Consider the following 13,150-nt stretch of genomic DNA (forward strand, 5'->3'; position numbering starts at 1 on the left):
GGGCATTTGGATTCAAGCCCACCCCAAGGAGACTTGCCTACACATGCGATTCGACCCAGCGAGGGTGGACGCAGAACTGATATCGCTTTTGATGGACCGCTTGGCCTTGTTGTTAAGCGGCATGGTGTCTGAGCCTGGCGCTCCGCTTGCGTCGATGCTCTGGATGCCACAGCAAGAGCAGGAACGAGTCGCTGCTCTATCCGCGCTGGTACCGGCGCAGCCACTGACGTACACAAATGTGGCGCAGGCCATTACGGTCTCGATCCGTGACAGAGCAGAAACTCTGTTTCTGGAGAGTGATGGTCAGACCGTTAACTTTAAGCAATTGGGGCAGTATACGGCAGACTTGTTAACTGATCCCCATTTACCCCAGTGGGAATCATTAGGCGATTGTGTGCTTATCGTTGGAGCCAAGGGAGTGGAAACCATGCTTGCCGCTATGGCGTGTATGCGCATCGGTAAGCCATTCTGCCTGCAATCGCATAGTGCTCCAGAAAGGCAGTTATTGGATATCATCGAGATACATAACACCGGGACGGTTCTGTTGCAGGAAAGTGTCTGCGAGATGGAGGAATTCTTCCGCACTCAAGGCTGTCAGGTTGTCATGCTGCCGCACTATAATTCGGTTTCTCTGGCTGGTATGGCGCGTATAGAGGATGCGTCAACTTTGTCTGCTCTGTTACGCAAAGGTGAGGAAATCAGCCCCGACGACGCACTGTGCGTGGTGATGACCTCTGGCAGTGAGGGTAAACCGAAAGGTTGCGTTAATACTCACAGAGCATTACTCAATCTCAGTGATGAAAAGCAAACCCTGTATCGCACGGCTGGCTTCAGGGTCGCCTCTATGGCGAACCATACTTTTGACTACTTCGTACTGGAGTGTGTGCAGTGTCTGGTACAGGACATCGTGTTGGTCATGTTGCCGGAAGAGGCGCGTACAGACGCCGGGAAGTGTGTCAAATTCCTACGTGAAAACCGCATTGATATGTTATTTGCCACGACGGTGCTGGCGGAAGAGATCATGGAACTGGGCGATATCCCTGGTTTGCGTCAACTGTATTTCGGCGGCGAAAGTCTGAGGACGTTTCAAAAGAATAATTACGCGCTATTTAATGTATACGGTCCCAGCGAAACTGGCGTTATTACCACCTATTTATCCATAGTGCGCAATGACCAAAAAATCACAATCGGTAAGCCGCTTAGTGGCAGTCAGTGCGTTGTGGTGTTTCCCGGAACCTTAGAGCTATGCCCGATTGGTGTACCGGGCGAGCTGTTGATAGGCGGTGTCGGAGTGGGTGCGGGCTACATGAATCGCCCGGAGCTCACTGAAAAGGTATTTATAAACCTGGATACAGAGTGGCTGAAAGGTAAATATTATCGTAGTGGAGATCTCTGTTGTTGGGACGTCTGGGGAGAGATTGAAATCCTGGGGAGACGCGATCGCCAGCTGAAAGTGAACGGTTTTCGCATCGAACTGGATGCAATTGAAAAGAGCCTGCTGGAACTGCCGACAGTGTCACAGGCAGCGGTTATCGGCATAACAGACAAACGGGGACATGCTCGTCTGGGGGCCTTTATCGTTGTGACGGACAGCCGGGTAACGGAGCAAAACGTAAGAGAAGCATTATTAAGCCGGATGCCGGCCTATATGGTTCCAGGTCAGATTGTTCTGGTGTCGGAATTGCCGCTGACGCGCAATGGCAAACTAGATCGACAAGCGCTGAAACAGGCGCTTGGCAAAACAGCACATGGCGATATCATCCGGCCCAGTGGTCCAACCCAAGAGTGGCTGGCAGCCTGTTGGGCGCGATATTTGGAGTTGGAGGTTGGTGCGTTATCGGTAGACAAAAGCTTTTTCGCCTTGGGCGGGCACTCGTTACGGGCGGCGAGAGTTCTGGCGGAAATTCAACATGAATTTGGTCAGGCTGTGTCTTTGTTGACGTTTTTCCAAAACGATACGATCGAGAGTCTGGCGAAAATAATCGATGCCCGACTTATCGGCGAAGACAGAATGACGATGAACGGCTTATCGAGCCTACTGGAAACAGCTCCCCAGCTTTCGGCTGACGGGCGTGGGCCATTATCGGCACAAGAAGCTCGGCTCTATGCGCAATATCGTCTGCATCCGGAATCACTGGCTTATATTCTGGCTCTGGAGATTCCTTTATCGCAGGAGGTCTCTGCTGATGCGGTGTCCCGAGCGCTACAGGCTCTGATCGAGCGTCACGATATTCTGCGCACCCGATACCGTATAGATAACGAAGGAATTCCCTACGCTGAGATATTACCGTTGCTCATGGTTGACCGGGTGCTGATCAATGACCGGAACCAGTGGTTACAAGTACGGACGCGGGCTTTTGATTTGGGTGAGGGCCCTCTGCTGAGAGGCTATCTACAGGAAGTGAACCCGGAGCACGCCTGTTTGCAGTTGCAAATCCATCACATATTAGTGGATAAACCTTCACTGGAAATTCTCCAGAGCGAGTTTGAGCAGTTGTTGGCGCAGGCATCGCTGGCTCCCGTTGCGTTGAGTTACCGGCGTTACGCTATTGCATTGACGGACGCCCGTCAGCACCAGGTTTGGGAACAGGCCGGGACATTTTGGAAAAACTATCTTGAGGGGCTTGAGTTCGATCCGTTCGGGCATGGTGCGGTGGACGCTGGCAGCAAGATGGGAACTGTGTCCTGGCACCTGTCGGCGACGAACATGGCCGAAGTGAAACGTCTTTGCGGGGCATTAAATGTGACCCCGGCTACATTCTTCCTTGCGGTGTGGGGCCTTGCTGTAGCGCGTGCGGGGCGTAGCAATGCATTTTCCATTTCAGTGGCTAATGCGTTTCGTCCAAGGTGTGCGCTGGAGACGGTGGGCATGTTCGTTTCATTATCCCCTTGCGCATTTCGCTTTGATCAGCAGGTAGGGACTTTGGATGAATTTATCAAAAAGCTGGCGGGTGAGCAGTGGAGTGCGGTTGATCATCTTTTTTTCCCGATTGAGGAAGCCTTTGCGTTGTTCAGTCGTGACCCGCGGATGTTTGGCCGCAATCCGCTGCTCAATGTCGCTTATTCCTACATTGACATAGCTGAGGGGGAGCATGAAGCGTCGGGCGCAGATGATTTATTGGTGGAAGCGCACGGGCCGCTCAATCTTGCAGTAACCCATAGCGCACAAAACTGCCGATTAACTCTGGAGTATCAGGTTGACGCCTTCACTGATTCACAGATAGAAGCCATCGCCACCCGCTATCAGGAAATCTTACAGCAAGTCCTGAGTCACGACCCTTCCACTTTGCAGGTTGATGAATTGATCGTGTCCGCCGGGGCAGTTAAAAAGGCGTTTCGGCCGATTCAACGGCGTGAGTCATATACCCAAATTGATACAATGCTGATTAACGCGTTTTTGACATTGTCCGACCGACCCGCGGTTATTGACGACGAAGGCGTTGTCACTTGGGGGGAGTTCGCCGAGTTGACCACTGTGTATACGCGGGTTTTAAATCAGAGCACGATCCGGCGGGTGCTAATCCTGGAGCGTCAGGGGCGTCAGTTACAGGCGTTTCTGGCGGCCTGTTTCCTGACGCGCACGACCTATCTGGCGCTGGAGACGGGGACGCCGGAGGCGCGTATTAAGGAAGTTATCCGCCATGCGGAGCCGGATCTCGTGGTTAAGACCGGTGCTGTTGCGCTGGATGGATGCGCACAATCGCAGGATAACGTTACGGTTGATTCTTTTCCCATAGATTGGCGCGACTTTCAAAGTGTGAAATGCCGCGACGATAATCCTATTGCCTGGATACTGTATAGCTCCGGCACTACCGGCAGACCTAAAGGCATTTGCGTTGCTGCACATACGGCGGCGCAATATGTGGATTCTCTCGTCAATATGCTGGGGTTGAAACAAGGATTGCGGGTGGCACAGCAGTTTTCTCCCAGTTTTGACGGCTATCTTGAAGAAGTTTTGTTGGCCTGGGCGTTGCAAGGGACGAGCGTAGTGGCCGACCGCTACAGTTTGCTGGATGATCGCAAGGCGAGGGCGTTTTTAGCTCACTACCGGCCTGATGTCATTTCCGCCGCTCCTGCTCTTTTCTCTGCCTGGAACCGTATGCCGGATTTGGAACCCTTGCCCAAGGTCTGTATCTCCGGCGGCGATTTCCTCGCCGCTGGAGATATCAGCCAGTTGCTTGGACGAATGCAGATTTGGAACAGTTATGGCCCCACGGAAACTTGCATTGCCGTGTCGATGGTGAACTGTGCACGGTTGGCGTCAGGAGCAGCGCTTTCCATCGGCGAACCATTTGGTCATGTTGCCTTTGCCGTGGTTGACCCAGATGGTATCCGGCTCCAGCCTGGTCAATGGGGAGAGCTGGTGATTTATGGGGATTTTGAGCGTCACGGCTATCTGAATGATCCGGCGCTTACTGCGCGTAAATTTGGTCAGGACGATCAGGGGGCTTTCTTCCGCACCGGCGATTTAGCCATGGCGGATAAAGACGGACTGTTTTACCTCAAAGGGCGCATGGACGACAGCTGTAAGGTACGGGGCAATTTTATCGGCCTGGGAGAACTGGAGAACAAAGCCGGACAATATCCGGGCGTGACCGCGGCAGGTGCCGCGGTGGCGTTCGCCGGAACGTCGGAGGCCTGTTTGGTTCTGGCGATTGAAGGAGAGATGAGTGCAGGAAAGGAGAATATTCAGTCAGGTCTGCAACAGTATTTAGCCCGACATTACACCCGATCTCATCTGCCATCAGCGATATTTCCGGTGGCGTATTTGCCCCGAACTGAAATAGGCAAGCTGGACCGGCAGCGGATCGTGGCGCTGTTTCAGGAGTGGAGCGAATACACGCATCAAACGATGGAAGAACAGGCTTCGACGATGGATGAGGAGCTGCAAACACTTCTCGCTTGCTGGAGGAAGTGTCTGGAATATAAAGGAGCGCTGACGCTGGATTCCGACTTCTTCCTGGTGTCCGGATCGTCCCTGAGCGCTGTACGCCTGGCTAGTCAACTAGAAACGTTATTCGGTGTTACGTTCAGCCCCGTCGATGTGTTCCGCCACCCTACGCTCGGCGAACAATGGTCATTGCTCAAAGGACGGCGGGACCTGAATAGGGCGAGCGATACACTATTAGAGGAGCGTTTCCTGAACGCTGATGAGCCGGGCATTCCCAAACTCATGCTGCTGCCGCCGGCGTTAGGTGGGCTTATTGAATTGCAGGCTCTGGCGGACAAGCTGGCGGGGCGAGTGACAGTATCTGTTTTGACGACGGAACCCAGCACCGTTGAAAACTTGCCGGAACAGGGGTTTAAAGAGGCGTTGTTAAGTACCTTGACGTCACGCATTAAAGTGCAGGACACCCATTCGTTACGGCCGCTGTGGTTGGGAGGTTATTCCCTCGGGGCTGAGGTATTGGCGGTGTTGCTGGAGCAACAACCGGAATTGTTGCAACACATCAATAAGCTGGTATTTCTCGATCCCAATTTGCAAACCGAAGTGTTTGGCGGTGATGAGTTGTATTCGGAGTTCGTTGAATTCTTTCGCGGCGTCAATTGCCTGACTTGCGATAGCGCCGGGATTGATTCCGGCATTGATGTTGAGACGTTGCAGAGGGAATTCCCTGCGCTCCATCAGGAATGGTGTTATTACCGGTTGCAGCACCAGATCCTTGAAGGGAGAACATTCCATGAGCGAATTTTGGCGCTGTCGTTAAAGAATCTCTCCGTCACCATGTTCTTTTCCGACGACGCAGACGGAGAATGTATTGATGAGCTTATGCAAAAACTAAAAGGATGTTGCGCTATCCATCGCAAAAGTGGCGATCACTTTGAATTCGTTAAACAATTAACTCCCAATGACTTTATAGACCCGGAACAAGGAAAGACATTATGAGTGCAGAAATAAGAGAAGATTTGGATATCGCCGTCGTCGGTTTGTCAGGTCGATTTCCGGGGGCCGGAAACTGTGGTGAATTTTGGCGAAATCTACTCATGGGAGTGGATGGGATCTCCCGTTTTACGGAGGATGAGTTACTTAAAGCGGGGCATGACGCCAGTAAGATACGCAATAAAGACTTTATGCCAGTCAACGGCGTGCTTGAAGGCGCGCAGTATTTTGATGCGGAATTCTTTGGCTACAGTCAGGCGGAAGCGGCGCTTTTGGATCCGCAAACCCGTTTGATGATGGAGTGCGTCTGGCATGCTCTGGAGAACGCTGGCGTCGATCCTGATAAACGGGGCCGCAAGATCGGGCTGTTCTTGGGCGCACGCAGCACGGTGCAGTGGACCATGCAGGCGATGTTGTCCGAACAGGTTGAGAATGTAGGCGGCTTTCTCGCTTCTCAGTTGTCCAATAAAGACGCGATGAGCACGCTGATCTCCTGGAAGCTTGGGCTGGAAGGTCCCAGTTTCACCCTCCAGACTGCCTGTTCAACCAGTCTGGTTAGCGTGCATCAGGCCGTACAGAGTTTGTTGAGCGGCGAGTGTGATTTCGCCGTTGCCGGTGGAATCAGTTTGTTGCTGCCGCAACAAAATGGCCATACCTATCAAGATGGCATGTTGTTTTCAAAAGATGGTAAGACCCGGGCGTTTGACGCGGAGGCCACCGGCAGTGTGTTCGGTAGTGGCTTGGGTGCGGTAGTGTTGCGGCGGGCGGGGGACGCTATCGCCGATAAAGATCCTATATGGGCCATTCTCAAAGGCTCCGCCATTAATAATGACGGCACCCGCAAGGTAGGCTACACCGCACCCAGTGTTAAGGGACAAGCGGAAGTGATTCGCTCCGCTTTGCAGATGGCCGAAATCGACGCTGCGGAGCTGGATTTTATCGAGTGTCATGGAACGGCGACCTCTTTGGGGGACAGCATCGAATTCATGGCGTTGCGTGAAGTTTTCAATGAAGGGAGATCTTCCGCTAGTGCAGCGGAGACGTTGAATCCGTGTGTGTTAAACCAATACGCGCTGGGTGCGGTTAAAACCAACATTGGGCATCTGGACGCCGCTGCCGGCATTGCCGGTTTCATTAAAATGGTATTGGCGCTCAGACACGGAGTGATCCCGCCTACGCTGCATTTCCAACAGCCCAATCCTCAATTGGAGTTTGAGCAGTCGCCATTTTATATCAACACCCGCGCTGAATCTTGGCCGTCAAAAGAGGGGAAATTGAGAACCGGCGGCGTCAGTAGTTTCGGCATCGGCGGAACTAATGCGCACATGGTGCTCCAGCAATATATTTTCCCTCTGGAGGCCAGTGATGCGAGCGGCGGCGATAAAGGGCCCGAAGTCTGTTTCTTCCCGTTTTCAGCTAAAAACAAAGCTTCTCTGGCGCTGCAATTGGAGTCGGTATCTCATTGGCTGGTGTCGCAAACCGGTTCAGATTTACGTGCGTTGTCCCAGACCTTAAGCAAGCGACATAGTTTTCCGTGTCGAGTGATGTTCGCGGCGGATTCGAAGTTTGCTCTGATGCGACAAATTGAACAATATCTGGCACTTGATGAAGAGGCTGATGTTCTGGTATTGATTCGACAATCCTTGGAAAAACAAGTCTTAGAAACGACGTTGCCAGATAATCTCTCAGAGAAGCTTGAGGCTATCTCCAACTGGGTGTCCGGTAAGACGAAAGAGCTTGGAAAACTGCTTTTCAGCCCCTTTAACGGACAACTGTTAATGGATGTGCCCGGATATGCTTTCATTCGCGAAGAGCATGGCGCAGGGCATATTACGGATAAGACTTGGGCGCAAATCACTAACATTGTCGCTGCGCCTGATGGTAAAAGCTTGTCTAAAAACGCTCCTGGTCTGCTGGCGCCATTCTGGCGGCCTGTATGCTTGCCGGGAGAACCGATGCAAGAGGATAAGCCGCGCGCCGTGCTGCTGGTTGACCAATCTTTAGCGTTTTTTACCGGTGGGTTGGCAGACAAAAATCAGATTGAGACCGTCAGCCTGAATATGCTGTGTTCGGAGCAAGTGCGAAGTGCTCTCGCGGGGCTGTCTATCAGCTTGCAGAAGAACCCGTCTCTGGTGCTGTCGCTGGCGTTCCCGACGGATGGGTTTTCTTTCTCCCCAGCTTCGTTCCAAACTTTGTCTGAATTAGGCAAGGTGCTCGCGGAGGCCGATTTCTCCGCGTTTACTTCTGTGCATATTTACTTGATCACCTCTTATTTCTCCAAAACAGGTGATAGCGGATGTCTGACTGAATCGGTATTGACGATGGCAGCGCTTAAAGCGCTGGCTTTAGTGTTGCCCCAGGAGATCCCTGGCATCAATTGCGCGTTTTTGTGTATTCAGAATCCAAGTGAGGATTGGACGCCTGCGGTTCTGACCAGACTGCTGCAAACCCCGTTGCATGGGCCTTTGAAACTTAATGACGAGGGGCTGTTTGTTGAAGATTTCCGTTGCCCGGATGTGGAAGAGAATGAGGTATTGGATGAAGCGCGCTTCACGGGGAAAACCTATGTTATAACCGGTGCCGGCGGCAGAATGGCCGGGGCGATGGCGAGGGTGATCGCACGACGTTTTCAGGGACGGCTGGCGTTAATCAGCCGCCAGTCTACTGATTCTCCTGCCATGAAGCGCTTGCAGGAGGAGCTAAAGGAAGCGGGCGCTGGGGCGGTGGAGATTTTCCCGTATGTCCTGGAGTCAGAAGCCGATGCATTGGCGTTGTTTGAGTCCATTCGTCATCGTTTGGGCGATATTAGCGTGGTTATTCACGCTGCCGGCGTCACGGATGGGGACTCCTTTTCTCCGTTGGTTCAGCTCAATGCTGACCATTACCGCGTACAACTCGAGCCAAAAGCCCGGGTGGCGGAAGTTCTCGCCAAAGTATTTGAAACTATTCCTGTCGAATATTGCTTCGTAACTTCTTCTATGTCGGCGTTTTTCGGCGGCATTGCACATGCGGCATATGCAACGGCCAACTTGTTCCTGGACGGTTGGGGACAGATTCAAAACAGACGGCCAGTGGGGCCTCGTTGGGTTGTTGTGAACTGGGAAACTGTCCACTTTGAAGAGGGGCATCGAGGCGATACGCTTGTTTGGGGCGTCAACGAAGTCGCTTTCACCGGCGCTGAGTTTCCTGCCTTGTTCGAGAGTAGCCTGCGTGAATACGACCACGAAAATCAGAAAATCTTCTCTGCCGGTCAGTTTATGGACAGGCTGTACGCCTGGGGAGGAAGGCGCACTATTAATGGCGATCGCAAAGCGCAGTTGGCAGGTGGCGTCAAACTGAAGCCCAGACCGGGAACGCTGACTTCTGTTTATCAACCTCCCGCTAATGATATACAGAAGGAAATCGCTGCTATATGGAGCGGCATCCTCAGCGTTGATGGCGTCGGTATCGATGATAGATTCATGGAACTGGGTGGCGATAGTTTGAAGACTATTGTGATGGCGGAAAAAGTGTATAAAAAACTTGGTAAGCGAGTTTCCATTCAGGACTTTTTCGCGCAACCCACCATTCGCGAGATTGGACGGCAATTTATCAACGACCAGGAGGCTTTCCATCCGGCCTTACTGGCTGTCGATCTGTCTGAGCCGATTGTCGCCAGTGCGGATCAGGAGTTGCTGTACATACATCAGACAACTTTTGCCGATGCCAGCTATAACATGCCGGTGGCTTTTCAATGTCCAGGCTCGGTCAGCGCAATCTCCATCGCCGCGGCGATAGAACAGGTTGTCGACAGGCATCCGGTGTTGAAATGTCTGTTTAAAAGACAGAACGCCAATCTGGTGATGCTGCCTCAGCTTGACGCTAAAGTCAGCTTGACCGTGTTTGAGGCTGGATCGACTCAGGAGGAAAACCTTGCTCGCCTCGAACAGTTTGCCAGGACGCCTTTTGACCTGCATGTTGAATTTCCAATTCGCGCCATGATGATAAAAGACGCGGACGCAGGCCAGTCTCATCAGGTGCTGATCGTTGTTCACCACATTGTATGCGACGCTGTTTCTCTGGGCATACTCGCCCATGATTTTCAAAGTATGCTTGAGGGACGGCGGTTACCTGCACCGGAGTATAGTTTCGCTGCATATCGGCGCTACCAGCTAGAGTCCGGAAATGAGGAGCAGGCACGGAAAAATAAAGCCTATTGGCTTGCCAACCTATTGCCTTTGCCAGCGCCGCTGGCGCTGCCGATAGTGGATGATTATGACGGGCATGTCGGTACTGAAAGTCACCGGGGTGTAACGCGGGTTAAAAGTCTTTCTCCACAAACCAGTGAAGAAATCAGGCGCTTTTGCCGTGAGTTTGGTTTGCCCGCGTTTACCTTTTTCCTCGGGGCATTCGGTGTGTTGATGACGAAAATCGCCCGTGCTGAGTCCTTTCTGCTTGGTGTTCCGGTCACGGGACGTACACAGCCGGAAGAGCTGGCTCTGGTCGGCTACCTTGTCAACATGTTGGCTCTGAAAATTGAGCCGGATGCGGACTTTCTCATAGCGGATTATCTCCTGGAGCTTAACGCGCAGTGGTCTGAAAGCGCGCCTTATCAAACTTATCCGATGAGTACATTGCTGGAAGATCTGAGCGTTGAACGCTACTGCCAAAGCCGTCAAGGTAAGCATCCGTTGTTTGACGTGGTTTTCGGATACCTGCCCCTGAGTCTGAACGGCGCTGATGAAGCGGCCTGGCGGCCCGGATTTTCCCGACTTGAACTGGCATCGGATACGGCCAAGTTTGATTTGTTGATGGAAGTGTCTGAAACCGGAGAAGCCTTTGATTGCACTATACAGTTTCGCGAACGCATGTTTAGCGAAGCAACCATTATGGCGGTGTTTGAGTACTTCTTCACTTTGATAGATGAGGTGCTTGCCGATCCTGACGCGGAAATACAGGAACTGCTCAAGAGCCTTAGCTATGAGCATACGCTGGATGAGTCTGCTCAGGCGACCGACCGGGATGTGGATTTAGAGTTTAATTTTTAGGGGGAGAGTGAAACATGAGTTTTTTCGGTAATACATGGAATGCGCTCGGCGATATCGCAATGTGGACGTTCGAAGAAGTCAGTATTTATCGGCGCAAACAAGGGAGGCCACGGGAAACGGGAAGCAACGACGCGCTGGCACGTCTTGAGGCGGCCGAATACCGCAACGTGGAGAAAGTCTCGGATATTTCCGTCGCCGAGTTCAGTGAACGCTACTTGATGAAAAACGAGCCGGTTATTATCGCCGATGGTTTGAGAGACTGGCGAGCGAAGCAGATTTGGAGTTTTGACTACTTTTGCCAGCAGTTCGGTGATATGTCCGTGCAGTTGCAGGATGCCGGATTCAAACCGAAAAAGTGCGTCGAGCTGTGCGCTTACCTGTGGGAAATCGCTTCATTGCCTGCCGTTGAACTGGGAGAGATGGGGAATGACCATGATTATCTGCGATACACTTACGACTCGTTTTTTAAACACTTGCTATTCACTTGGGGATTTGGCAACTGGGTGAACACTAAATCGTTCAGCTTCCTGGCATTTCAACATATTCAGGACCATTGGCGCAGACCTTATTTCCTGCCGGATGGCGGTTATAAGATTCCTTGGGTCCAGGTAGGGTCTCTGCATCCCAACAAACGGATGTGCCAGGATTGGGGGCTCTACTTTTCCGCTCCGGGTGCTTGCACCCGTTTACACGTTGATGGTATGCGGACCAATGCCGTGTTGTGCCAAGTCGCGGGTAAAAAAGCTGGCTGGATCTTTTCTGCCTCGCTTGAGAATGCGGCCAGAAACGCTGCCGAGGGCCGTGTCGCTCCATCACAATCCGCTGGTGGGGAAAATCAGAGAGGCCAACCTCACAGCGAAGATCGAATATGGCGATTCGATTTGTTGCCGGGTGAGATCATGCTGATACCCAAAGGACTCGCTCATGAGGTGCATACCTTATCGCCCAGCATTTCTTTGACTTATAACTTTGTCACCAATCCGGAATACCGGGATTATTTCAATTTCAAAAGCGAGCGCGGCTCGGGCTGGATAGCTAGTGCACCAATTGCCGCCGTTCCGGAGTTCGCTCTCATTCACCAGCGTAACCCATTCCCCGTCAACACAACTAAAGGACTTAACCTTGTCTAATCCAATTTTATTTCCTGCGATTAAAAGACCGGAAGCCGAAGTTCAGCTGGTGTTTTTACACCATGCCGGTGGCTCCAGTTACCCTTATCTGCAATTGGCTCACAAGCTATCCGGATTAATTGAAGTCTATTGTCTGGAACTGGCGGGCAGAGGCGCGCGCATTTCCGAGCCTTTCCAGGCAGACGTTGAAACGGTGCTGCCTTATATTCTTGCTGCGATAAAACATTCGGGATTGGGAGAAGATAAGCCCTTGCTGCTGTGCGGACACAGTCTGGGCGCGGAGCTTGCCTATCAGAACAAACCTCCGTTCTGTCTTTCTCCTGTCCTTTAACTGAGCGCGATTATGCTCTCAATGACTCCAACCAAGTTGAGTAAGAAATATGTCTTTATTTTCACAAACGATAACTGACTTCTGGTGGACGCCATTTTTGAACGGAGACGTTCTTTATAGTGATGAAGTCTTTACTGTTGCCATCAACCCTGGTTTGAGCGAAGACCGTCGGGTCATGGTGCTGGAAACTTCCGATGGTCGGGTTATGGCGGTCCTGACACCTGCGTTGGCCGATAAGTTAAGATTGTATCAGCGACAAGACCTGTCTGAGCTGATTTTTCGTCGGAAATTGAATGAAGCGGGAGTCACTCTACATGGTGCAGATTATCTTTTTTACTTTTCAAAAGCTGATAAGAACGTATTGCTGCAAGAGAACCTGGAAGGTGTCTTGCGTCGGTTAACAGAGCAAGATGACGCGGTTTTCTCCGAGTTCCAGTCCTCAGCCTCGGAACAAGACTTGGACGACGCTTATGTGGAATTGGATCACTGGGCGGTATTTGGCTCTTTTGAGCAAAAACGTCTGGTCAGCGCCGCCAGCATGTATCCTTGGGAGAATGCGCCAATTGCGGATCTCGGCGTATTGACTCTAACGCCCTTTAGAGGGCAAGGTCACGCCCGCAAAGTAGTACGTTCAATTAGCAAGTACGCCTGTGATCAGGGATATGAACCTCAGTACCGATGCCAGCTTGATAACCAGACGTCTGTGTCGCTGGCTAAAGCAGCGGGTTTAACGCTGTTTGGCAAGTGGGAAGTGATCTCTCCCGATTCCACTGATTGAGCG

5 protein-coding genes are annotated in these 13,150 nt (G+C 52.0%); all 5 read left to right on the forward strand.

All coding sequences use genetic code 11. The features are described 5' to 3' along the window. The first annotated feature begins 43 nt into the window (after positions 1 to 43). From C5471_RS05270 to C5471_RS05290, 5 genes are read left to right on the forward strand one after another with little or no spacing between them, the layout of a single operon-like run. A complete protein-coding gene (locus C5471_RS05270; RefSeq protein ID WP_242688579.1) occupies positions 44 to 5,887 on the forward strand; it encodes an AMP-binding protein in 5,844 nt (1,947 codons plus the stop codon). After that, positions 5,884 to 10,908 (forward strand): type I polyketide synthase, encoded by a 5,025-nt coding sequence (locus tag C5471_RS05275; protein WP_133815760.1) that lies wholly within the window; start codon positions 5,884 to 5,886, stop codon positions 10,906 to 10,908. Before C5471_RS05270 ends, C5471_RS05275 begins: the two co-directional genes overlap by 4 nt. A 14-nt stretch (positions 10,909 to 10,922) precedes the next feature. Next, positions 10,923 to 12,038: a cupin-like domain-containing protein gene (locus C5471_RS05280; RefSeq protein WP_133815759.1), complete on the forward strand. Its 1,116-nt coding sequence runs from the start codon at positions 10,923 to 10,925 to the stop codon at positions 12,036 to 12,038. Continuing rightward, positions 12,031 to 12,369 carry a thioesterase II family protein gene (locus C5471_RS05285; RefSeq protein WP_242688580.1) on the forward strand — a complete coding sequence of 113 codons (339 nt, stop codon included), beginning with the start codon at positions 12,031 to 12,033 and terminating at the stop codon, positions 12,367 to 12,369. Before C5471_RS05280 ends, C5471_RS05285 begins: the two co-directional genes overlap by 8 nt. A 49-nt stretch (positions 12,370 to 12,418) precedes the next feature. After that, complete coding sequence (locus tag C5471_RS05290) at positions 12,419 to 13,147, forward strand: GNAT family N-acetyltransferase (RefSeq protein WP_133815758.1); 729 nt, start codon at positions 12,419 to 12,421, stop codon at positions 13,145 to 13,147. Positions 13,148 to 13,150 lie beyond the last annotated feature (3 nt).

Source organism: Photorhabdus tasmaniensis (assembly GCF_011189505.1).
In the GTDB taxonomy this organism is placed as follows: Bacteria; Pseudomonadota; Gammaproteobacteria; order Enterobacterales; family Enterobacteriaceae; genus Photorhabdus; species Photorhabdus tasmaniensis.